The sequence below is a fragment of the Lacisediminimonas profundi genome (assembly GCF_008831265.1).
Lineage (GTDB): Bacteria > Pseudomonadota > Gammaproteobacteria > Burkholderiales > Burkholderiaceae_D > Lacisediminimonas > Lacisediminimonas profundi.
The window spans coordinates 807528-828700 of record NZ_VTTH01000002.1; the positions used below are offsets into that span (position 1 = coordinate 807528).

The window sequence follows — 21173 nt, forward strand, 5'->3', positions numbered from 1 at the left end:
ATGAACGTGAAACCTATCCCCATGCCGGCCGCCGACGTCAAGCTTGAATGGAAACTGGACCCTCCCTACAAGGCACGGCACTTCGTGCTGGCCGCGCTGTTCCTGCTCATGATCATCATCACCGGGCATCGTACCGAGATGGACCGCATGCTGGCGATGAGCGCCCAGGCGGTCGGCAAGCTGGTCGGCCTTCAGGAAGAGTCGCAAGTGGTGCGCGGACTTTCTCGCGTGGCGGATTCGATGTGGCCGCCGGTGCTGGTGGACAGGGAGGAGGTGACCCGGATTCCCGACCTGGACCGCAATGACTTGCCCTGGTTCTCCCATCTGGAAACCGAGCAGCGCGTACAGCAGCACCTCAACACAACGACACTCCAGATGGAGAAAGTGACCGAAACGGTCGAGTATCTGGTCAAGCCGGTCGGCTACTTGTGGACCGTGCTGGTGAAGATGCTGCAGACCTTCGAGATCGCCATCTGGGGCACGCTCATTTCGGTCGTGCTTTCGATCCCGCTCGCCTACTTCGCAGCCCGCAATTACGCACCTAACCGATTGGCGTATTCGACAGCGCGGGGCGTGATCAGCATGCTGCGGTCCGCGCCCGAACTGATCGTGGCGCTGTTCCTGGTGCTTGCCTATGGTTTTGGTCCGATCGCCGGTGTGCTGGCGCTCGGCCTGCATGCCGCCGGATTCCTGGGAAAGTTCTATGCGGAAGATATCGAGAACGCGGACAAGAAACCGCAGGAGGCTCTCGAGGCAATCGGCGCCGGCAAGGTCAAGACGCTCTGGTACGGCGTGATCCCGCAGGTGCTGCCGCAATACATCGCCTACACGCTGTACATCCTCGACCGCAACCTCCGCATGGCGACCGTGATCGGCCTGGTCGGCGCAGGCGGTATCGGACAGGAGTTGAAAGGCCGTTTCGACATGTTCGAGTATGGCCATGTCGCCACCATCCTGATCGTGATCTTCCTTGCAGTGTGCCTGCTGGACCAGTTCTCGGCACGCCTGCGGGCACGACTGATCTGACTTCACCTTGCCTGACCATCTACATGACATTCAATTACCAAACGGGGGCGCCATGAGCTCTTCCGACATCGATATCGCGCACAGGAATCAGTGGCCGCGCCTGCTGATGGCCGTTCCCGCCAGTCAGGTGCATGCCGTGGTGAAGGGCCTCGCCCGGCGCCTCGCCGTTGAAGACATGCAGCTTGCACAGTCCGGCCTGGGCTTGCTTCAGTTACGCGACGGCGCACTCGGCGAAGCCTATTTCCCGGGAGAGATTCCACTGGCGCGTGCCCGCGTTCGCGTCACCGACCAGACTGGCGCCAGGTGCGAAGGGGCAGCCCTGCTGATGGACGACCGCGCCAGCCTGGCGCGCGCTATCGCCATCCTCGACGCAGTACTGGCGGGAGGCCTGGACGGGAACGACGAGGCGGCACCTCTGCTGGCCGAAGGTGCCCGCTTCATCCAGCGACAACAGTCGGAACGCAAGGCAATGATGGCCGCGACCAAAGTGAATTTTTCGCTCATGGGTGCCGAGGAAAATACCGACGAAGAAGCAGAGGAAGAACATGAAGACTGAAACGACGGCGGCGCATCCCGGCATCTTGCACGCCTGGGACGCGTTGGAACAGCAAAAGACCTTCCGCAAGCTGATGCGCGCCTTCAGCTATCCGGGCACGATCGAGGTAATCGCAGAGGGGCCCGAGATCGACCTGATCCAGGACGCGGCGCTGGTCCGCACGCTGGCCACAGTGCTCGACGCGGCGACCACGATCGCCGACCCCGACAGCCTGCTGACGCCCGAGAGGCGATCACTGCTCGAGTCGCCTGTCGTGGCCGTATCAGAGGCGCAGTTCGTGGTGGCAGCCGCTGACCGCGCGCCCCGGTTCGCGCCGGCTCTCGGCACCCTGGAATCCCCGGAAAAAGGGGCGACACTGGTATTGCGCGTGAGCCGGCTGGGCGAGGGGGACGTGCTGTCACTGACCGGTCCCGGCATCGATGGCGCGGCCGAACTGCGGATCAGCGGCCTGGACCCGGACTGGCTCCGGGCGCGGTCCGAATGGAATGCCGGATTTCCTCTTGGCGTCGACTGGATCCTGGTGGACGAAAGCCGCGCCCTTGCTTTGCCCCGCACCACCCGGATTGCGCTGGACGCGAAAGGGGTGCACTGATGGGCTACGTGGCAATCAAGGGCGGCGGGCAGGCGATTCAGAGCGCCAATGCAGCAGTCGAGGCGTTGCGCACGGCGGAAGCCGAGGCCGGCGTTCCGCTGTCGCTGTCGACCATCGAACATCAGCTTCGCCTGCTCACCTCGCGGGTGGTGTCGGAGGGTGGCCTGTACCATCCCCGGCTTGCGTCGCTGGCGATCAAACAGATGCAGGGCGACACGCTCGAAGCGGCTTTCGCCCTGCGCGCATACCGTTCCACCAAGCCGAGGCTGCTCGCAAGCCCCGTGCAGGATACCGGCAAGATGCGCCTCATCCGGCGCATCTCGTCGGCATTCAAGGACATTCCCGGCGGCCAGATGCTGGGTCCGACCAACGACTATGCACTGCGCCTGATGAGGCTGGATCTGGCCGACGAGTCGCCCGAGGCCTTCCGCACCGTGGCGCGCCGGTTCATGGACGATGCACCGGATGTCGAATTGCCGGACACCTTTCCGAAGGTGGTCGACGCTTTGCGCGCGGATGGCTTGCTGCCGCCGTTGGCCCGGACCATGCAGGAAGCCTTCGATGTCACGCGCGACCCACTGACGTTTCCGGTGCCGCGCTCTGCAGCATTGGCGACCATGGCGCGCGGCGAAACCGGTTCACTGCTCGCCATTGCCTATTCGAACATGCGCGGTTACGGCGACGTGCATCCCACCATCGCCGAGTTGCGGGTCGGCTACCTGCCGGTGTTGCTGCCCCACCCCGTTACCGGCGAACCGGTGGAAGCCGGCGAAGTCCTGATGACCGAATGTGAAGTGGTCGCCATGTACGAGAGTACGGACGGCGAGGGGCCGGTCACCTTCACCCTGGGCTATGGCGCCTGTTTCGGACACAACGAGGTCAAGGCGATCTCCATGGCGATCCTGGACCGCGCACTCCAGAAAGGCATGCGCGACGGCCCGGCCAATCCTTCCGAAGATCCCGAGTTCGTCCTGCTCCACGTCGACGGCGTGGATTCCATGGGCTTTGCCAGCCACTACAAGATGCCGCATTACGTGACCTTCCAGTCCGACATGGACCGCCTGCGATCCACCCAGGCGAAGAGCCCGGGCAAGGATGCCACCCAGGCATTGCCCGATGCGGCCGCCGGACAACGACAAGGAGCCTTGCGGTGAACACCCATTACGAACTGCCGCAGGACGAAGCGGCCTACAGCTTCGGATTCCTGGATGAGTTCGCCAAGCGCGAAATCCGGCGAACCATCCTGAAAGCCATCAGCATTCCCGGCTACCAGACTCCTTACGCTTCGCGCGAGATGCCCATGGGCCGGGGCTTTGGCACCGGCGGCTTGCAGCTGACGCTCTCCCTCGTGGGCCAGGACGATGTGCTGAAGGTCATCGACCAGGGCTCGGACGACTCCGTCAATGCGGTCAATCTGCGGCACTTCGTGCAGATGACCTGCCCCGGCGTGCAAACCACCGAGCACACCGCCGATGCCAGCCTGATCCAGTCCCGCCACCGTGTGCCCGAAAAGCGGCTGACAAGGCGGCAGGTGCTGGTGCTGCAGGTGCCCTACCCCGATCCACTGGTAATCGTCGAAGCATCGGAAGCTCGGCGCAAGATCATGCATGGCGAAGGCGACTACGCGCGGCTGTTGACCAAGCTCTACGAGGACATCGTGAAGTTCGACGAGATCACGATTTCGCACCGGTATCCGACCCGCATAGCCGGTCACTACGTGATCGATCCCAGTCCGATTCCCCGCTACGACCTGCCGGCGCTTCATCGATCCGAAGCGCTGGTGCTGCTGGCGGCCGGCCGGGAGAAGAAGATTTACGCCGTGCCGCCTTTCACCACAGCCGATCCGCTCGCCTTCGACGACGTGCCGTTCCGCGTGGAGGATTTCCGCGACGAGCATGGGCAGCGAAGATGTTGTGTGCGCTGCGATTCAACCGCGTCCTTCCTCGATGAAATCCTGGCCGAGGACGGCAGCAAGTCGTATCAATGCTCGGACTCCGATTATTGCAACGAGCAACTGCTGGAGTCAGCCGTGGCCGTGCCCATGGCCGGCAAGGACGCGGCATGAAAAAGATCCTGGAAGTGCGTGGGCTTTCGAAAATCTACGGGCGAGGATGCCCGCTTTGCCTGGATGCCACCGGGCCGGAGCAGGAAACCAATGTCTGTCCCCATTGCGGTTCCGTGGTGGCGGCTCACGGCGTCGGATTCGATCTGCATGCCGGCGAGATCCTTGGAATCATGGGCGAATCCGGCAGCGGCAAGTCGACCGTGGTAAAGACCCTGTATTTCGATGAAGCCCCGACCGGCGGCGAAGCGGTGTTCTTCGATGAAGATAGCCAGCGCGAGCTGTTTTCACTGAATGCGGCCCAGCGTGGCTGGCTGCGCAATCATCGCTTCGGCATGGTGTACCAGAACCCCCACCTGGGCCTGAATTTCAAGGTTTCCGCAGGCGGCAACATTGCCGAGCGCTTGCTCATGAGCGATCTCTCGCACTACGGCCAGATTCGCGAGCGTGCCAGGGAGCTGCTGATGCGCACCGAAGTCCTGCCCGGACGCATGGACGAGTCGCCGAAAAAGTTTTCGGGCGGGATGCAACAACGGGTACAGATCGCCAAGGCGCTCGCCACCCGCCCGCCCTTGCTGTTCCTGGACGAAGTCACCACCGGACTGGACCTGTCGGTGCAAGCACGCATCCTGGACCTGATCCTGGAAATCCAGCAGGAATCGTCGACGGCGATGATCGTGGTCACCCATGACCTCGGCGTAATCCGCCTTCTGGCCGGACGCACCATCGTCATGAAATACGGCCGTGTGATCGAGGCCGGATTGACCGACCAGGTACTGGAAGACCCCCAGCATGCCTATACGCAGCGCCTGGTGGCATCGGCATTATAAGGAGCCCACATGCAAGCCATTCTTCAAGTGCAAGGGCTGACCAAGCACTTTCAACTACACGAACAGAACAAGCTGATCCCTTCCTGCTCCGGCGTCGGATTTGAGGTTCATCCCGGGCAACTGACCGCCCTGACGGGGCCGACCGGAGCCGGCAAGTCCTCGGTCCTGAAGTGCATTTATCGCAGCTACCTGCCTTCCGCGGGGCGCATGCTCTATCGGGACCAGAGCGGCCATTCGCTCGATCTGGGCCTGGCCAGCGAATACCAGATCATGGAACTGCGCCACAGCGAGATCGGTTTCGTCACCCAGTTCATGCATTGCCTTCCGCGCAAAAGCGCGCTCGACGTGGTCAGCCAACCACTGCTGCGGAGGGGCATGCGCCGGGAGCAGGCGCATGCCCAGGCGGCAGAACTGCTGACCAGTCTGAACGTGCCCGCCCGATTGTGGGCCCTGCCGCCCGCGACCTTCTCCGGCGGCGAGAAGCAGCGCATCAACCTGGCGCGCGGCCTGATCGCCCTGCCCCGGCTGCTGTTGCTCGACGAACCCACCGCCAGCCTCGATCCGGAGACGACGGAACGGGTCGTCGCACTGCTCGAAACCATCAAGAACAAGGGCGTCGCCATGCTGGCGATTTTCCATCACCCCGACCTGGTCCGCCGTCTGGCCGACCAGGTGGTGGAGCTGGAACGTCCGACTGCCGCAACCGACCTTCTGGAGACCTGCGCATCATGAACAGCCTGCTGCTAACCAACGCCCGCGTGGTATTTGCCAATGAAACCCGTGAGGGCGTCGCGGTCCTGATCAAGGACGGAAAAATCGCGGCCCTCGATCCCCTGTCCGCCGGCCAGGCTCGTGTCATCGACCTCTCCGGCCGGCTGCTGATGCCCGGCATGATCGACCTTCATTGCGACGCGCTGGAGAAGGAAGTGGAGCCACGCCCGAACGTGCATTTTCCGCTGCCGTTTGCCTGCGCCCAGGCGGACAAGCGCAATGCGGCCGCCGGCATCACGACCATCTATCACGCGCTCTCGTTCGCCAATCACGAGCTCGGCGTGCGAAACAACCAGGTCGCCGCCGACGTCGTCCGCGCCGTCCGCCGCTGGCAGGATCACGCCCTGGTGGATAACCGCATCCATGCCCGCTATGAAATCTCCGACGAGACCGCGCCGCCCATCCTGATCGCGCTGCTCGAAGATCGCATGGCGCACATGATTTCCTTCATGGATCACACGCCCGGCCAGGGTCAATTCAAGGACGTCGCCGCCTACCGCAATTACCTGGCGAAAACCTACAGTAAATCCGAGTCCGAACTGGATGACATCCTGGCCCGGAAGAGCCGGGTTGGCATGGACGCGGCCAACCGGGTAAATGCGGTGGCGGCAGTGGCGCGCCGCATGGGCGTGGCAATCGCCAGTCACGACGACGACTCACCGGAAAAAGTCGATGCAGTGGTCGCCCTGGGTGCAGTGATATCCGAGTTCCCGATCAATCTGGAGACCGCCCGGGCGGCTAAAGAAAAGGGGTTGGCGACATTGTTCGGTGCGCCCAATGTGTTGCGCGGCAAATCGCAGTCCGGATCGATGCGGGCACTGGATGCGGTGATCGAGGGCGTGGCGGACTGCCTGTGCGGCGACTACTCGCCTGCAGCGCTGTTGCCATCGGTACTGCGACTGCCGGATCTGGCCGGCATCCAGTTGCACGAGGCGGTTGCACTCGTCACCCGCAATCCTGCCAGTGCGGCCGGGCTTGCCGATCGCGGAGAAATCGCAGTGGGCAAACGCGCCGACCTGATCGCGGTCAAAGAGCTGGGCGGCCTGCCGCAGGTGGAACGTGTCTGGGTGCACGGCGTGCCAGCGCTCACCGCGCACTTCGATCATGCGTGAGGCGATCGAGAAGCCGGCCTGCGGCCGGATCGTCTATGTGGTCGGTGCGTCGGGCAGCGGCAAGGACAGCCTGATGCGCTTTGCACGAACCCGGCTGCGGTCCAATCCGCGGGTACTGTTCGCACATCGCTACATCACGCGCGCACCGGATCCGGTTGGCGAGAACCACATCGCCCTGTCGGCTGAAGAATTCGCGGCGCGCCGCGCCGCTGGCCTGTTCGCGCTGGATTGGGAAAGTCACGGCCATGCGTACGGCATCGGCATCGAGATCCGCCAATGGCTGGAGATGGGAATTACCGTCGTTGTGAACGGCTCGCGTGAATATCTGACCGAAGCTCGACAACGCTTCCCCCAGTTGCTGGTGGCGCGGGTGGAGGTGTCCGACGAGGTACTGCGGGACCGCTTGCTGGTCCGTGGACGGGAAGACCTGCAGGCAATCGAGGCCCGGCTGGAGCGGCACCGCGCTCTCCAGGGGAATGCGCTTTCCGCTGCGCATGGCATCCCGATCCGCAATGACGGCGAGTTGGCCGAGGGCGGCGCGGCATTGGTGGACCTGATCTTGCAGGCCTGCGGAGATTCCTTATGCGTGTGAGCTTTCTGGGTACTGGCGATGCAGGCGGGGTGCCGCTTTATGGTTGCGATTGCGTCGCTTGTCTGCGGGCACGGGCCGATGCGACATACCGGCGCCGCAATTGCAGCGCGCTGATTGAAACCCGGACCACGCGCATCCTGCTGGATGCCGGGCTGACCGATCTCACCGACCGCTTTCCACCTGGCAGCCTGTCGGCGATCCTTGTCACCCATTTCCACCCTGATCATGTGCAGGGCTTGTTGCATTTGCGTTGGGGCCGGGGCGCGCCCATCCCTGTATTCGCGCCGCCGGATTCCGAGGGGTGCGCCGATCTGTACAAGAACCACGGCCTGCTGCAATTCCAGGCTCTGGCCAAGTTCGAGGCCGTCACTGTCGGCGACCTGTGCATCACGCCTTTGCCGCTAATACATTCCAGGCCGACCTTTGGCTACGCCATCGAGGATCCGCTGGGTGCGCGCTTTGCCTATCTGACCGACACCTCGGGCCTGCCGCCGCGCACGGAATCTTTCCTGCAAGCCTGGCAACCCGACGGCATGGCGATCGATTGCAGCCACCCGCCGCGCGAACAAGCTCCCAGGAACCACAATGATTTCGGTCGAGCCCTGGACTGCCTGAACACGGCCGGAATCGGAGCGAAGGGCGGAGCGAAGGGCGGAGCGAAAGGCGGAGCGGAAAGCGGAGCGGGATGGCTGACCCACCTCGGCCACGACTTCGATCAGTGGGAGATGGGGAACCCGGTCAAATTGCCTGCCGGGGTTTGCATTGCGAGAGACGGTGAGACGGTCGATCTGCGGGGACGCCTGAACAAGGGGGCCGCGCAATGATGGTGCTGGGCGCCGGAACGGCGCTTGCCCTGTCGGTGGCGATGCACGTCTCATGGAATCTGCTTGCGCGACACCAGCCCAAGGATTCCTATCCACTATGGTGGGTCTTGCTCGGGCATCTTCTCTTGCTCGGGCCGTGGGGCATGTACACATTGCTGCAAGAAGTGCAGTGGGACACGCCGTTCAGCTTGCTGCTCGGTATTTCCGTCTGCGCCAATGTCGTGTATTTCCTGAGCCTGGATCGTGCCTACCGACAGGCGCCGGTCGCCTTGGTCTATCCACTGGTGCGCAGTTCACCTCTGTTGATTGCGGTGTGGAGCACGCTCCTGCTCCAGGATTCCCTTCCGGTTGCGGCATGGCTGGGGATCGCAATCAGCGTCGCCGGCTTGCTGCTGCTGGCAGGAAGCAGTTGGCAAGGGCCGGAGAAGCGCGCCGTTCCATGGGCCCTGTTGGCCATGCTTGCAACCAGCGTGTATTCCCTGAGCGACAAGGCGGCCACCAGTCAGCTCTCGAGTTTCGGGTCAGTGCTTGGCTTCATCAGCTTTGGTTATCTGGCGTCCTGGCTGGCCATCAGCATCACATTGAAGGCGAACAGCGGGCGATGGATTCCACGCGGCCGCCTGAGCTTGCCGGTAATTGTCGTCGGCGGGCTATGCGTGGGGCTGGCTTATGCATTGGTAATTCATGCCATGCGCCAGTTGCCAGCGGCCGAAGTGGTGGCGTACACGAATGCCGGCATCGTGGTCGCAAGCGCGGTCTCGATTTTCATTTTCAAGGAAAAAGCACAGTGGCAACGCAGACTGCTCAGCGGACTGTTGATCTGCTCCGGACTGCTGGTCGTGGCCATCGGGCGGGCCTGAACTGCCGGAAAGCGTGAGGCCGCAGCAAGACAGCTTGAAATCATGGGCCATTTCCGCAGCGCTCTACATGGGCAGGCGCCGACATCGGCGTATTCAGCGGCTGGCCTCCACCTCATCAAGCAGCGCCTTCAAGGCTTCCATGCGGGCCGGCTTTTCCAGGAAGCGACTGAAGCGCACGCCGGTCGCCAGCTCCCTGTTTTCATCCCGGTGCATCCCCGACAGGGCGACGAACACGGTATCCGGAAGCGATTTGCGCAGGCAGGCGGCAAGGTCGTATCCATCCATTCCCGGCAAGCCAATATCCAGCAGGCACAGATCGGGGGGATCGGTAGCGGCAACATCCAGTGCCGCCATCGGCTCGTGGGCTATCCGGGCCCGCACCGGCGCAAGCGCTTCCAGCATGGCCTTGATGATGCAAGCACTGTCTTCGTTGTCGTCGACGATCAATACGCTCAAGGCCTTTGAATTCTTGTTCATCCGGATGCTCCGGTTTTCACGAGCAGGGCGACGATTGTTCCATATCGGCCGTCCATTTTTGCTGAACTGGCCCGCTGCCGGCTTGATGCAGAAAGGCCCGGCACACAAAAAAAGCCCGCTCTTGATGGCGGGCTCGAATGACTTCCGTTGGATCGCTCCCACTTGCGTGGGCGAGAAGAAGTTTGCACAAGTTACATGCACACAGGAATTGTGGGTATCACTTAGCAGGCTGGTCGCGCCCTTACCGTCATTTCCCGTCGACCCGCTGCAATTCGAAATCCTGCGGGGGCACCGGCTCGCCACTGGGCGATACGGTAACCGCCTTGGGCGATGTGACCTGAAGATTCAACTGCTGCACCTGTGCCGGCGAAATCCGCAACTGGTACTTGCCAGGCGGTACCTCTTCGAAATGGTAAAAGCCGTTGTTCTCGCTGCGTGCCGTGGCCACGATCTTTTGTTTGTCGTCGACCAGTTCGACCTGCACATTACCGGCGCCACGTCGCCGGCCATCAGCCTGCAGGAAGACCGTGCCATCCAGCTCGCCCGTGTACACGACAGGAAAATCCAGGCTTGCGGCATTTCCCGGGCGCGGCACCAGCCGGAAGCCCTTGCCCAGCGGTGACATCTGCGGATCTTCCAGGGTCCTGCGGTTGAGGGTGATGTCCGCATCGCGCCATGGCGGCAGCCGTTCGAGGAATGCCAGCCCATCGTCGCCGGTGCGCACTTGCGAGTTCGCGCCATTGACATTGAACCCGATGCCCTTCATGCGCTCATCGCCGGCGTCGAACATGCCATTGCCATTGCGGTCGAGGAACACCAGCGCGGAGGCGGCACCGCTATCCGCGAAAGGCATCGCGCTGCTCATCCATTTTCCGGTGCGCGGATCACGTCCCGCCCCCAGGAAAAACACCAGTCCGATACTGTATTCGCCATGCGAGCTGTAACCGCCGGTGACGGCCATGCCATAGCTGCCGAGACTTTTGTTGAGCGATACGGTCATCCGCAATTCAGGGCTGGTAAAGGACCGTGTGGCACCAACATTGACCAGGTAACCATTGCGCAGGGTACGGTCCGCAGTAATGGCAAGGGCGGAGACGCGGGTGTCCGGACGCAGCAGGTAGTTGACCTGGCCGCGCAAGCGGAATGCGCCAAAACTGCTGGCAGTGGAAAACGCGCCATCCAGGACGCGATAGCCGGGCGAGGTACCCAAGTGCAACTGGTTGCTCAGCGCAATCGAGTTGATGTTGGCGGACACCAGCGCCGTACTGTCCGTGATGTTGTTACCCGTCTCGGTCTTGTCGCGCTGCACCTGGAAGTTGACCGGAAGCACGCCGAGCGGCCCGCCTGGCAACACGCTGTCCAGGCGCAGGCGGTCACGGGTACGAACCGGGTCGCTGGTCATCGGAAAATAGTCGCTGCTGAAGCCGCGCGAAGCCAGCAGCCGGTTGTAGCCAATCGCCGTCTTGCCCAGGCGGGTCTTCAGGCCGATATCCGACAGCAATCCTCCCTCGGCCTGACGCGTCAGGTTGCCGGTGAACAGCGCCGGGCCAGTGAAGGCGCGCAAGCCCATGCTCTGGTAGCGCCCGATCGTGCCGTCCGTCTTCTGATCGTTGATTACGCTGCCGGCCAGCGTCACGGACTTGCTCAGTCCGTATTCCCCAAGCGCGACGGAGTGACGCAGGCCATTGGTATCACGGCTGCTGGCCAGGTTGTAAATGAAGCTGCCCGGCACGGACATCGACTCGTCCAGCAGGAAGCTCTGCTTTTCGATCCGGACCTGTCCCTGGGGACCGTGGAACACCAGGCGGAAATCGTTGGGGCCGAACACCAGCGCCAGGTCATCGAACCGGTATTTGCCATCCGCCCTGGACTGCTGGTAGGCGATCAGCGCCTCGTTGAAAAACAACTCCACGTCCCAGCCGGGCGGCAAGTCGCCCTGTAGCGAATGGGTATTGAAGCGTGCCGGTCGGTCGAGCGGCAGGTTATTGATCGTCACGCCGCGACCGGTGTCATTGGTACGGGTCAGGTTCAGGATGCCGGCGACAGGTACATTGCCCACCGCGAAATTGCGTGCCCGCAGGGGGCCCAGCAATTCGCCCTGAGGGTCGCTGCGGCCGAGCGTGAAGCGGGACTCTGTGGAGTCCGGCTGGTTCGAGCCCGCCAGGAACAGGGATCCCTGCATGCCCGCCAGGTCGGCTTTCATATAGGTCGTGTACGAGGCCGAATTTGTATTCGAGCCGTTGCCCCGGCGGGCGCCAAGCGAGATGGTCTGGTCGATGAACGGAACGTCGGCCAGCTTGTAGGCCATTTTCAGGCGCGGCAGATCCGGGCGTTCCTGTGGCTTCTGGCTGGCGATCGCTTCAAGCGTACGCTCGCGCTTGAGCCGCAACTGGATAGGCAGGGGCTCGACTGGCTTGGCCTCGACCTGCAGGCTGTTCATGTTGATCGAAAAATCGACCTTCAGCCATTGGGCCAGGGTTCGACTTTCGACATAGATATCGTCGTCCTGCAGCAGGATGGCCGCCGGGTCGAATTCCGTGCGCTGCCCCCCAAGCTCCAGCGTTGCTGTTTTCACGTTCAGCGAAAAACCGGAGTCTTCGCGCCGGACAAACCCCGTAGCGGTTCTATTCCCGGGATTGACCTGGATCGCCACGGTCAATGCCCGGGCGACCTCGCCCAGCGGCAGGAAAACTTTCTGGCCAGCCTGGTAAGCGGTGATCGAATCGGACAGCAGGTAGCCGTCGATGCGCAATTCGAGCAATACCAGATTGGTCGATGTCAGTGACGATGTACGGGCAACCGGAGCGGCTACCCCGGAAGCAGGCTGCGCGAATGCCGGTACCGCATGCATCAGGCCATGGAACCCGCAAACGACCATCAATGCCGAAGGGAGATATGGCTTGCGTCGCTGGTGCGCCCTCGATAGCGTCAGGGAAAAGGTACTTCGTGATTCAATTGGCATCCACCGGTCCAGCCATCCTCAATCCAACGCTTCAGGGAATGGCAATCGATGCCTCGGCCAACTGTTTTCCACCCGCATCAGCACGCTCCTGGAACAGGACGCTGAGCTTTCCATTCTGCAGCGACGTGCCTGGCGGCACCTGCAGGTTGATGGTGGCGCGGCGCAGCGGATTCGGCGTATAGACCGCCAGGCCGCTGACGCGTCCGACAACCGTGGCCGTGCCGCCGGCTGGGGTGAAGTTGACGACGATGTCACCATAGACCGAACTGTTGCCGCTGCGATTCAGCTGCAGCGCCAGCATTGGCGGCTGTCCGGCATTAGCCGGCTTGCGCAGCTCGACGCCCGATATCGCCACCTCCGCCCGGGTGTTGCCTTCACGAACGATGACAGGGATCGACACGCCGATCAGCGCGGTAATCTGGACACCGATTTCATTCGGCGGCAGCTTCTTGTTCACATTCTCGATGTTGGTCGCCTCGTCGGCGTCCGGCAGCCGGTCGAAACTCAGGTGCGAACGATATTCGCCCGCTGCCAGTCCTGCCGGCTTGCGCACCGCGATCCGCACCACTTGCGAGCCACCGGCCGGGATCGTGAACTGGCGCGGCGAGAACACGACCATGGAATCGGCGAACTGTTCGCCCGGAACGGCTTGCTCGACCCGGCTGAACTGGCCATCCTCGGACATGCGTCGATTAACCAGGTTGACACGGTAACTGGCTGGCTTGGTGCCGTCGTTGATCAGGTCTATCGATGCGGCGCGCTGGTTCTTCTCGAACACGACGCGGGTCGGGTTGATCATCAGGTCCGCCAGCGCCGGAACGCTGAACAGCGTGAGGCAGCAAGCGATGAGCAGCCCTAGTGGCCGGTAACGTCGAATCTGGTTCACCTGTTCACCCTGTGCGCCTGTAGCGCTTTGAAAGTCGGATCCTGCCTTCACGAACATGCGGACCACGGACTGTATTACGAATTGTTGCCGTATAGCATACGCGATATTGTTCGGAAGTAACAATCATCATGGGCTGGTCGTCACTGTATAAGTGCCGGAAGTGAATGTTCCAGCCGTCACGCCAACCGATGGAATGCGCAGCGTAGCCCCGACGTACAGGGTATTTGCCTTTTTCACCACTGTGGTCTGCGAGGTGGTAAAGGTTTGCACGGTCATTGTTCCGCCGGCAGTAACCATGTTGACCGTGGCCGGCGTGACCGTAGCAGTATAAGTAAAGGGGGCGCCGCCGGTCATGAGCACGTCGTACTGTCCCGAGGTTCCTGGATTTGTCGGGTTCAGGATCACGCCGGCCGACGCTGACCGCGTTCCAGTCGGGTCAGCGGCGATCGTTATGGTGCAGTTCATGCACGAACCGAGTACGGTGAATGTGCCGAAATCGATGTCCCGGACGAAGGTGAGTGCTGAAGTGGCCGCAGTGGACACGTTCGGGATCAAGCCGATGCCCAGCAGGATTCCCAGCAAAGCTGCGCGCAGTGGTTTGGTTCTTCCGGACATGGATCGGCGTTGAGTCACTGCTGCGGCTCGCGCTTCAGTTGTAGTTGACGGAAAGGCTGATCGCCCCCGGCACCAGGTCGGATGGCGCCTGGCTGAAGACAATTGCCAGCCGGCCGCTACCCATCAAGGGCTGCGCCGCCAGGATCAGGCTGGGGGAACCGGTGCCCAGCAACTCCAGGCTATCCCCCGGTGCAGAACCGGACTGCGGGCTCGCAAGCTGGACGACATAGGCGGAAGTCGTGTCCCCGGCAACGCTGAAGCTGAGCGCCGATCCGCCGTCGACACTGGATACAGCAACGCCGGCGATCCTGACAACGTTCGACAAGCCTTCGCCACCCGCGATCACCGACGCGATCGCCGGTCCCTGGCTGGTCGCGACACTCGGCTGCCCGCTGATGATGGACGGCCGCGCGACCGAGATATTGACCGGCGTGATGAAGTTGGCATTGACCACTGTCGCACTGGCACGGCCGACCGCAGATGCTGCGTCGACTTCCGCTGTCGATGCCACGAGCAGCATCAACAGCGGAGCGGTGTGCAGCAAATTCAATCGAGGTAGGCGCATGGCCAGCTGGACCAGTGATTTTGGTGATTAATTATATTCGACGGTCATCGAATAGGTGCCGGTGTACGAACCTGCAGCCTGGGCCGCCGCAACCGTCAGCGTACCGCCGACATTGACCGTGGCCGTTCCGCTGGCCAGTGTGCCGGTCGCCGCGCCAGCGACTTGCAATGCCATTGTCTCCGTGCCGTTGCTCAGGTTGACCGAACCCGGGTACGTGACGGCGAAGGTGGCATTGCCGGTACCGGTCACAGTGAACGTGCCGGCCCGGATCGTGCCGCCTGGAATCAACAGCACGCTGCCGGTCGCGCTACGAGCACCAGCAGCGGAGACTACCACCGTGCCGGCGCCATTGCCTGCGAACGAACCGAATTCCAGCGTGTTACCGGCGGCGATCGCGATCGGCGTCAGCACCGTTGCGTTTGCAGTGCCGCTTGCCGACGCTGCAAATGCCGAACCCGAAACGCCGAAGGCAGCAAGAACCAATGCAGCCGCGCCCAATTTTTTGAACGAAATCTTTGACATTTTCACTACCTCCAGGTTTTTGAAATTTTGCCCTGATCGCGGAGGTCTTGGACCCTTCGTTTCCGCTCATCAAGTTACAGGACAGAATGTAAATGCTTTTGCAACGCGGAAAAATGTCAGACAGATAATTTTTTCCTGCTATTTCCTTGTTTTTATTAGAGTAAAGGAACTAATTGCTACATTTCGTTACTGCATGGAAATTAAACTTTCTGTATGGCAATTAATCTCCGCTTTTTGACCATTTTTTTCAGTTCTGGCGCGCTCCTTGCACATGTGTTTACACGTTTTGTGATGAGCCCCGTTGTAATCATGCAACTTCAGTCATCCGATCGATCATGGCCTTGTATTTCCGCCAAGACCGGCCAAAGAGACCGACCATGCAATCTGTCCACAGGCGCAGTTGAAAACCATGTGGACAACTCGTCCGGGATGGGCTCAAGTCCTTGAAGCAAAAGGGATAAGCGGCATTGCTGTAAATCAAGGCACGCGCCCGTCAAGGGTCGAGAGTACGGCCATGTACTGGATGGCGCCGAGCCGAGCGCGATTATCTTCTGTCAACTTTTCCTGTGGAGTATCCGACATGCCAACACAGATCTACGTGAACCTGCCAGTCAGGAACCTGGAGCAGACCCGCGCCTTTTTCAGCAGCCTGGGCTTCGGCTTCAACCCGGAGTTCAGCAACGACCAGGCGCTGGCCATGGTGGTCAGCGACAACATCACGGTCATGCTGCTGGTCGAGGATTTTTTCAGGACATTCACTCGCAAGACGATAGTCGACGCACACAAGTCGACCGAAGTGCTGCTCGCCCTGGAATGCGAAAACCGCGAAGAAGTCGACAGCATGGTGGCGAAAGCCGTCGCGGCCGGCGGCATGATCGCGCGCCAACCGGAAGACCTCGGCTTCATGTACAGCCATTCGTTCGAAGATCTGGACGGCCATATCTGGGAGCCGTTTGTGATGAGCGGGCCGCCTCAATAGCCGGGCCAGGCACTGGCAGGGCAGCGGTCGCGTATGTGCCGTACGGCCCTTGCGGCAAGGTAGACGCCACTGACGCCCCCTGCCCGGGGCGGTCCGGATCAGGCCGTGGCTGACAATGCCCTTTCGCTAGCCCACGCGGCATCCCGCTCCCCGATCTCGCGCGCCGTCATCGGTAGCGCCAGGTAGTAACCCTGGAACTGCGTGCAAGCACACGACTCGAGGAAGCGCAACTGCGCTTCGTTCTCCACACCTTCGGCGACGACATTGCAGTTCAAGGCCTTGGCCATGGCGATGATGGCGACCACCAGCGAGCGACTTTCCGGCACCGTTTCAATGTCGTGCACGAAGGACTTGTCGATCTTGATGGTCCTGATCGGCAGGCGGCGCAGGTAGCTGAGCGAGGAATAGCCTGTACCGAAATCATCCAGTTCTATGGTCAGTCCGGCGGTTGCCAGTTTTTCCAGGCAGGCCAACACCTCATCCGGTTTGGATGAGAGCATGCTTTCGGTGACTTCCAACTGGATCAGCCGCGGGTCAACCCCGGACTCCGCCACGATCTGCAACGCCTGCGCGGCGAAATCCTGCTCTTCCAACTCTCTCACCGAGACATTGATCGACACGCTGAGCGGCCTGGACAGTGTCTGCTGCCAGGACAGTGCCTGCCGGCATGCACGTTCGAGCACCACGCGCCCGAGCTGAACGATCAGCCCGCATTCTTCCGCAAAGCGAATGAAGTGCTCGGGCGCCAGCAGTCCACGCTCGGGGTGGCGCCAGCGCAGCAGCGCTTCCACCCCCACCATTTCACGGGCCTGGTTGAAACGCGGCTGGTAGTACAGTTCGAACTGGTCGCCGGCCAGCGCCTGCTCCAGCTGCATTTTCAACTCGGACCTGGCGCGCGCCTCATCTGCCATCAGGCTGTTGAACAGGCGGCAGGCGTTGCGGCCGGCGCCCTTGGCTGCATACATCGCGATGTCGGCCCGTTTCAGCAGGTCTTCGGCGGTGACGCCATCGTCCGGATAATAACTGGCGCCAATCGACAAGGTCAGCCGGTGCCAGCGGTCGTCGACCAGGATCGGCTCGCCCACCGAGTCCAGCAAGCGCTGGCACACCGCCACCAGTTCGCTGCTGTTGCTGCAGTTCACCACCGCCAGGTATTCATCCCCGCCGAGCCGTGCCAGCAGATCCCCTGCCCTCAACCTCGATGACAGGCGCTGCGTCAGTAGCACCAGCAGCCGGTCGCCGCTCTGATGGCCGTAATTGTCGTTGATGCCCTTGAACTCATCGAGGTCGATGTAGACGACGCCAAGGTTTGCATGTTCGCGCCGGGCCCACGCGATCTTCTGCGCAAGGTGCCGCCCGGCGGCTGCCCGGTTTGGAATGCCAGTCAGTGCATCAGTGTCGGCCTGCTCCAGCAACTGCCGGCTGTGCAGCCGCTCGCGCCGCAGCAAGAGCACGGCCAGCGCCAGGTACACCAGCATGGAAACGGCAAAAGCAACGAACAGCACGAGATTGTTTTCCAGCCACCGATCCCACACTGCGCTGACTGGCAATGCAATCAGCAGGGTGGCGTGCTGCCTCTGCAGGCGCTGGACGGCCAGGATCATCCCTGAATCGCCGGTATCTATTGCGCCCTCGATCCCCTTCACCGCTGCGATGGCGCTGACCAGCCCGGGAAAATGTTCGTCGAAGCCGTCCGTGCTTGCTCCGCCTTCTGCAATCACATAGCCGTTCGAATGCAGCAGCAGCACCCTGGCGCCGGCCGGCAACAGTTCGGGCTGCCACCTGCGCGTCAGCTGGGTCAGCTTGACCTTTGCTTCAACGCGCCACAGCGCCAGCCCGTGCTGATCATGGCTGACATGGCTGATCCCCAATTCCGGATTGTCAAAGTTCTGGTCATAGCGCGGCACGCCCAGATAAAATCGGGCGCCGCCCCTGCTCTCCATCGTGAACAGGTCCTGCAGGAAGCGCGCACTTCGGTCCTCGCGAGTGCCGGCGCTGTTGAAGCTCACTTTCCCGTGGCTATCCGTCAACAGCAGCGAATCGATTTCAGGATGACTGGAACGCAGCGTGTCCCACATCGCTTCGGCATGCTCGATCGAACGGGTCTGGCCGACAGTCCGGGCAATTGCGTCGATGCCATAGGCGACCCCCGACAGGAAATCCTCGGACAGTCCCGACAGGTATCTGCTCTGCTGGACAATGGATTGAGTCAGGGCCCGCTTCTGGTCCTGCCAACTGAGGGCCGCGTAGAGCACAAGCGTAGCCAGCGCGATGCCGAAGAAGCCGGACAGCACCAAGCGAAGGGTCGACGCAAAGTCCTGTCGTCGACGAGGAGCCCGGCCAGCCCGCTCCGGACCCATTGGGAACAACATCATTAAGCCTGTCAGATAACTTGTTGCCAGCTACTGGACCACTATTTCCGCTTTCGCGGTGACCTTGTTCCTGTAGCCAAAAAAACTGTAAGCCCCGCTGCGCAGGGGTCCAATCGCAATTTCCGTGGTTTCTCCCGGCACCGCACCCCGTTCAACATTCAGGTCATCGCTGCCGATACGGTCATGCTGTCCGCTCTCGTTGCGCACAAGCAACCGAAAACCAGAATTGGCCGGGACGACCACCCGTGACGGCACGAACCGATAGTCCGGCCCGAGCACCAGCGTAACCGCCTGCTCCTGGGCGCAAGCAGCCTGGGTTGCCTGCAAGCCGATCAAGCACATTGCACCAATGCAATGCCATATTGTCATCATATCTCCCTACTGCTCTTCAACAGCCAACCAGAAGGAGCTCGAAGCCGAGTCGATCCTATCAGATTGGCGCATATGTTTCTCCATGGAAATCATATAAACATGCCGTACAGCAACAGTCCTTGATCTTGCGCAAATCCGGACGCCCGCAGAGCGGTCGGGTCAGGACTTCAGGGCTTCAGGGCTTCAGGGCTTCAGGGCTTGAACAGGAACCTGTTCCGCACCGTCATCATTCCATCCAGGAAGGCCTCGGGAAAATTGGTGTTGAGCACTTGCGTGACCGCTTGTTCATATTCCTGGTTGATCATGGCCGCTGCAGCCTCGCGATCCTGATGGGTGCGCAACAGACAGCCGAGCGCCAGGTTGGCAGCCAGCAATTGACCGAGCGCGTGTGCAACGGTCTTTTCCAGTTGTTCCAGCCGTTCCTGATCGGTCTTCATTCGCACTCCTGTGACGACAATGAATTTCATCATGCGCGGTGCGGCCGGGCATTGCAATCACGAGAACACGCATGGACTTGCAGCGGGCGCAAGGCGCGCCGGGCCCGCCAACGCAAGAATGTGGTATCCGATGAATCGACCGCCTGGCCGGTCCGCCCGCACTCCATGACCAAGCTTTTCGCTGTTCGCAGATTGCAGATCCTGCGCCGCGCCTTGTGGCTGTCGCTGCTGGCCATCCCTTGCGCCCATGCCGGCACATTTCCGCTGTGGGAAGCCGGGGTCGGAATCGGCGTGTTGTCGCTGCCCGACTATCGCGGCGCGGATCAGCGCGGCCAGACCGTGCTGCCCCTGCCCTACCTGGTCTATCGCGGCGAGTGGCTGAAAGCGGACCGGGACGGCATACGGACCATGCTGTTCCAGAGCGAGCGGATCGAACTGAACATCAGCGCGCTGGGCACGCTGCCGGTCACCAGCCGGAACAACAATGCGCGGCGTGGCATGGCCGACCTGCGGCCAACGGTGGAACTGGGCCCGACGCTCAACATCCACCTGCGCCCGCCAGATTCGCGCTCCACGCTGCAACTTCGCTTTCCGCTGCGGGCCGCCATAGCGCTGGACACGCCCTTGCGCCATGTCGGCTGGGTGTTCGCCCCCAGCCTGGGCTGGCAGGGCCGGGAATTACCCGGCATGGCGGGCTGGAACCTGTCGGTCAGCGGCGGCCCCCAATTCCAGGATCGGCGTTACAACGAGACCTTTTACAGCGTGGCCAGCAGCGAAGTGCTGCCCTCGCGGCCGGCGTATGCAGCGCGCGCGGGGTATGCCGGCTCGCAGGTGACAGTGACGCTGACCCGCCGCTTTCCGAATTTCTGGGTGGGCGCATTCGCGCGCTATGACTATCTTGGCGGCGCTGCGTTCGAAGACAGCCCGCTGATGCGCAGCCGCAACTCCCTGGCGGCGGGGTTCGGGGTGTCGTGGGTATTCGGGCAGTCGCGCACGATGGTGGAGGCGAACGAATAGCGCTGCTCGCACCGCGCATCCACAGGGATTAATATCGGATCATCCTAAATCAGGAGCACCGCAAACATGAGCACCCCGCCCGCCTTCCCCGATGCCGCCGAACACTGGAACAAGCGCTTCCAGTCCGACGAATATATTTTCGGAACCGAACCCAATCTCTGGCTGCGCGATCACGCCCCTATGCTGCTGCCCGGGCAACGCGCGCTATGCGTGGCCGACGGCGAGGGACGCAACAGCGTCTGGCTGGCGCGGCAAGGCCTGCTGGTCGATGCATTCGACATCGCCGGAAAAGGCGTGGACAAGGCGCGCAAGCTGGCACAAGAGGCTGGCGTCGAGGTGCACTACGATGTCGCCGATTGCGACAATTGGCCGTGGCCACGGCAGACCTACGATGTGGTCGCCGCAATCTTCGTCCAGTTCGCCGATCCGGCGATGCGGGAACGCATGTTCGACAACATCAAGCGTACGCTGAAACCGGGCGGACTGGTGTTACTCCAGGGCTATACGCCCAAACAGCTGGAGTACCGCACCGGCGGCCCCCCGGAACTCTCCCATCTCTACACCGCGCCGCTGCTTGAACAAATGTGGGCCGGCTTCGAGATGCTGGAATTGCGCGAATACGAAGCCGAACTCCAGGAAGGTGCGCGTCACGCCGGGCGCTCGGCGCTGATCGGCATGGTGGCGCGCAAGCCAGCCAGCTGAAGGGCGACACCAACTCCGCCATTGCCGGCACGCGCGCTACAG

Annotated in this window: 23 protein-coding genes; 14 read left to right on the forward strand and 9 right to left on the reverse strand. The window is 62.0% G+C overall.

Going from position 1 to position 21173, the window contains the following annotated elements; translation table 11 throughout:
- From phnE to FVE66_RS09455, 11 genes are read left to right on the forward strand one after another with little or no spacing between them, the layout of a single operon-like run.
- A complete protein-coding gene (phnE, locus tag FVE66_RS09405; RefSeq protein WP_151447111.1) occupies window positions 1-1026 on the forward strand; it encodes a phosphonate ABC transporter, permease protein PhnE in 1026 nt (341 codons plus the stop codon).
- Between the two features lie 52 nt (window positions 1027-1078).
- A complete protein-coding gene (gene phnG / locus FVE66_RS09410; RefSeq protein ID WP_151447112.1) occupies window positions 1079-1582 on the forward strand; it encodes a phosphonate C-P lyase system protein PhnG in 504 nt (167 codons plus the stop codon).
- A complete protein-coding gene (phnH, locus tag FVE66_RS09415; protein WP_151447113.1) occupies window positions 1572-2174 on the forward strand; it encodes a phosphonate C-P lyase system protein PhnH in 603 nt (200 codons plus the stop codon). Before phnG ends, phnH begins: the two co-directional genes overlap by 11 nt.
- Entirely contained in the window at window positions 2174-3328 is a 1155-nt protein-coding gene (locus FVE66_RS09420; protein ID WP_151447114.1) for a carbon-phosphorus lyase complex subunit PhnI, read from the forward strand. Before phnH ends, FVE66_RS09420 begins: the two co-directional genes overlap by 1 nt.
- Complete coding sequence (locus tag FVE66_RS09425) at window positions 3325-4239, forward strand: alpha-D-ribose 1-methylphosphonate 5-phosphate C-P-lyase PhnJ (RefSeq protein WP_151447115.1); 915 nt, start codon at window positions 3325-3327, stop codon at window positions 4237-4239. The genes FVE66_RS09420 and FVE66_RS09425 overlap by 4 nt, the downstream gene beginning before the upstream one ends.
- The gene (locus FVE66_RS09430) at window positions 4236-5066 is read left to right on the forward strand and encodes an ATP-binding cassette domain-containing protein (protein WP_151447116.1); all 831 of its coding nucleotides are present in this window, start codon (window positions 4236-4238) and stop codon (window positions 5064-5066) included. Before FVE66_RS09425 ends, FVE66_RS09430 begins: the two co-directional genes overlap by 4 nt.
- A gap of 9 nt (window positions 5067-5075) precedes the next feature.
- Window positions 5076-5798, forward strand: coding sequence for a phosphonate C-P lyase system protein PhnL (gene phnL / locus FVE66_RS09435; RefSeq protein ID WP_151447117.1), 723 nt, complete (start codon window positions 5076-5078; stop codon window positions 5796-5798).
- Window positions 5795-6949, forward strand: a complete 1155-nt coding sequence (locus FVE66_RS09440) for an alpha-D-ribose 1-methylphosphonate 5-triphosphate diphosphatase (protein WP_151447118.1) — start codon at window positions 5795-5797, stop codon at window positions 6947-6949. Before phnL ends, FVE66_RS09440 begins: the two co-directional genes overlap by 4 nt.
- On the forward strand, window positions 6942-7541 hold the full coding sequence (phnN, locus tag FVE66_RS09445) for a phosphonate metabolism protein/1,5-bisphosphokinase (PRPP-forming) PhnN (RefSeq protein ID WP_151447119.1): 600 nt from the start codon (window positions 6942-6944) through the stop codon (window positions 7539-7541). Before FVE66_RS09440 ends, phnN begins: the two co-directional genes overlap by 8 nt.
- Entirely contained in the window at window positions 7532-8365 is an 834-nt protein-coding gene (gene phnP / locus FVE66_RS09450; protein ID WP_151447120.1) for a phosphonate metabolism protein PhnP, read from the forward strand. The genes phnN and phnP overlap by 10 nt, the downstream gene beginning before the upstream one ends.
- On the forward strand, window positions 8362-9225 hold the full coding sequence (locus tag FVE66_RS09455) for an EamA family transporter (RefSeq protein ID WP_151447121.1): 864 nt from the start codon (window positions 8362-8364) through the stop codon (window positions 9223-9225). The genes phnP and FVE66_RS09455 overlap by 4 nt, the downstream gene beginning before the upstream one ends.
- Before the next feature lie 93 nt (window positions 9226-9318).
- Here FVE66_RS09455 and FVE66_RS09460 read toward each other — a convergent pair whose 3' ends face one another.
- The 6 genes from FVE66_RS09460 to FVE66_RS09485 all read right to left on the reverse strand — a co-directional run bounded on the left by FVE66_RS09460 (window position 9319) and on the right by FVE66_RS09485 (window position 15252).
- Complete coding sequence (locus FVE66_RS09460) at window positions 9319-9702, reverse strand: response regulator (RefSeq protein ID WP_151447122.1); 384 nt, start codon at window positions 9700-9702, stop codon at window positions 9319-9321.
- Window positions 9703-9949: 247 nt separating this feature from the next.
- Window positions 9950-12664: a stalk domain-containing protein gene (locus FVE66_RS09465; RefSeq protein WP_241673111.1), complete on the reverse strand. Its 2715-nt coding sequence runs from the start codon at window positions 12662-12664 to the stop codon at window positions 9950-9952.
- A 31-nt stretch (window positions 12665-12695) separates the two neighbouring features.
- A complete protein-coding gene (locus FVE66_RS09470; RefSeq protein WP_161993235.1) occupies window positions 12696-13550 on the reverse strand; it encodes a fimbrial biogenesis chaperone in 855 nt (284 codons plus the stop codon).
- Between the two features lie 126 nt (window positions 13551-13676).
- Entirely contained in the window at window positions 13677-14165 is a 489-nt protein-coding gene (locus tag FVE66_RS09475) for a DUF4402 domain-containing protein (protein WP_151447124.1), read from the reverse strand.
- Between the two features lie 34 nt (window positions 14166-14199).
- Window positions 14200-14730: a hypothetical protein gene (locus FVE66_RS09480; RefSeq protein WP_151447125.1), complete on the reverse strand. Its 531-nt coding sequence runs from the start codon at window positions 14728-14730 to the stop codon at window positions 14200-14202.
- A gap of 27 nt (window positions 14731-14757) precedes the next feature.
- Window positions 14758-15252 carry a DUF4402 domain-containing protein gene (locus tag FVE66_RS09485; protein ID WP_151447126.1) on the reverse strand — a complete coding sequence of 165 codons (495 nt, stop codon included), beginning with the start codon at window positions 15250-15252 and terminating at the stop codon, window positions 14758-14760.
- A gap of 580 nt (window positions 15253-15832) precedes the next feature.
- Here FVE66_RS09485 and FVE66_RS09490 point away from each other — a divergent pair.
- Window positions 15833-16231 carry a VOC family protein gene (locus FVE66_RS09490; protein ID WP_151447127.1) on the forward strand — a complete coding sequence of 133 codons (399 nt, stop codon included), beginning with the start codon at window positions 15833-15835 and terminating at the stop codon, window positions 16229-16231.
- A gap of 98 nt (window positions 16232-16329) precedes the next feature.
- Here FVE66_RS09490 and FVE66_RS09495 read toward each other — a convergent pair whose 3' ends face one another.
- From FVE66_RS09495 to FVE66_RS09505, 3 genes are all read right to left on the reverse strand, one after another.
- Window positions 16330-18606, reverse strand: a complete 2277-nt coding sequence (locus FVE66_RS09495) for a putative bifunctional diguanylate cyclase/phosphodiesterase (RefSeq protein ID WP_151447128.1) — start codon at window positions 18604-18606, stop codon at window positions 16330-16332.
- A 27-nt stretch (window positions 18607-18633) separates the two neighbouring features.
- Window positions 18634-18972, reverse strand: a complete 339-nt coding sequence (locus FVE66_RS09500) for a cupredoxin domain-containing protein (protein ID WP_161993236.1) — start codon at window positions 18970-18972, stop codon at window positions 18634-18636.
- Between the two features lie 194 nt (window positions 18973-19166).
- Window positions 19167-19412, reverse strand: a complete 246-nt coding sequence (locus tag FVE66_RS09505) for a hypothetical protein (RefSeq protein WP_151447130.1) — start codon at window positions 19410-19412, stop codon at window positions 19167-19169.
- 165 nt (window positions 19413-19577) lie between these two features.
- Between FVE66_RS09505 and FVE66_RS09510 the strand changes: the two genes are divergently transcribed.
- Together FVE66_RS09510 and FVE66_RS09515 are read left to right on the forward strand one after the other, a co-directional pair.
- Window positions 19578-20429, forward strand: coding sequence for a MipA/OmpV family protein (locus FVE66_RS09510; RefSeq protein ID WP_151447131.1), 852 nt, complete (start codon window positions 19578-19580; stop codon window positions 20427-20429).
- A 66-nt stretch (window positions 20430-20495) separates the two neighbouring features.
- On the forward strand, window positions 20496-21131 hold the full coding sequence (locus FVE66_RS09515) for a class I SAM-dependent methyltransferase (protein WP_151447132.1): 636 nt from the start codon (window positions 20496-20498) through the stop codon (window positions 21129-21131).
- Window positions 21132-21173 lie beyond the last annotated feature (42 nt).

Bases quoted from the DNA above. Each gene is read 5' to 3' on its own strand.
- FVE66_RS09480 (WP_151447125.1), bottom strand. From the start codon at position 14,730: ATGCGCCTACCTCGATTGAATTTGCTGCACACCGCTCCGCTGTTGATG.
- FVE66_RS09485 (WP_151447126.1), bottom strand. From the start codon at position 15,252: ATGTCAAAGATTTCGTTCAAAAAATTGGGCGCGGCTGCATTGGTTCTT.
- phnH (WP_151447113.1), top strand. From the start codon at position 1,572: ATGAAGACTGAAACGACGGCGGCGCATCCCGGCATCTTGCACGCCTGG.
- FVE66_RS09500 (WP_161993236.1), bottom strand. From the start codon at position 18,972: ATGACAATATGGCATTGCATTGGTGCAATGTGCTTGATCGGCTTGCAG.
- FVE66_RS09475 (WP_151447124.1), bottom strand. From the start codon at position 14,165: ATGTCCGGAAGAACCAAACCACTGCGCGCAGCTTTGCTGGGAATCCTG.
- FVE66_RS09440 (WP_151447118.1), top strand. From the start codon at position 5,795: ATGAACAGCCTGCTGCTAACCAACGCCCGCGTGGTATTTGCCAATGAA.
- FVE66_RS09460 (WP_151447122.1), bottom strand. From the start codon at position 9,702: ATGAACAAGAATTCAAAGGCCTTGAGCGTATTGATCGTCGACGACAAC.
- FVE66_RS09430 (WP_151447116.1), top strand. From the start codon at position 4,236: ATGAAAAAGATCCTGGAAGTGCGTGGGCTTTCGAAAATCTACGGGCGA.
- phnP (WP_151447120.1), top strand. From the start codon at position 7,532: ATGCGTGTGAGCTTTCTGGGTACTGGCGATGCAGGCGGGGTGCCGCTT.
- phnG (WP_151447112.1), top strand. From the start codon at position 1,079: ATGAGCTCTTCCGACATCGATATCGCGCACAGGAATCAGTGGCCGCGC.
- phnL (WP_151447117.1), top strand. From the start codon at position 5,076: ATGCAAGCCATTCTTCAAGTGCAAGGGCTGACCAAGCACTTTCAACTA.
- FVE66_RS09420 (WP_151447114.1), top strand. From the start codon at position 2,174: ATGGGCTACGTGGCAATCAAGGGCGGCGGGCAGGCGATTCAGAGCGCC.
- FVE66_RS09465 (WP_241673111.1), bottom strand. From the start codon at position 12,664: ATGCCAATTGAATCACGAAGTACCTTTTCCCTGACGCTATCGAGGGCG.
- FVE66_RS09495 (WP_151447128.1), bottom strand. From the start codon at position 18,606: ATGATGTTGTTCCCAATGGGTCCGGAGCGGGCTGGCCGGGCTCCTCGT.
- FVE66_RS09490 (WP_151447127.1), top strand. From the start codon at position 15,833: ATGCCAACACAGATCTACGTGAACCTGCCAGTCAGGAACCTGGAGCAG.
- FVE66_RS09515 (WP_151447132.1), top strand. From the start codon at position 20,496: ATGAGCACCCCGCCCGCCTTCCCCGATGCCGCCGAACACTGGAACAAG.
- FVE66_RS09455 (WP_151447121.1), top strand. From the start codon at position 8,362: ATGATGGTGCTGGGCGCCGGAACGGCGCTTGCCCTGTCGGTGGCGATG.
- FVE66_RS09510 (WP_151447131.1), top strand. From the start codon at position 19,578: ATGACCAAGCTTTTCGCTGTTCGCAGATTGCAGATCCTGCGCCGCGCC.
- phnN (WP_151447119.1), top strand. From the start codon at position 6,942: ATGCGTGAGGCGATCGAGAAGCCGGCCTGCGGCCGGATCGTCTATGTG.
- FVE66_RS09505 (WP_151447130.1), bottom strand. From the start codon at position 19,412: ATGAAGACCGATCAGGAACGGCTGGAACAACTGGAAAAGACCGTTGCA.
- phnE (WP_151447111.1), top strand. From the start codon at position 1: ATGAACGTGAAACCTATCCCCATGCCGGCCGCCGACGTCAAGCTTGAA.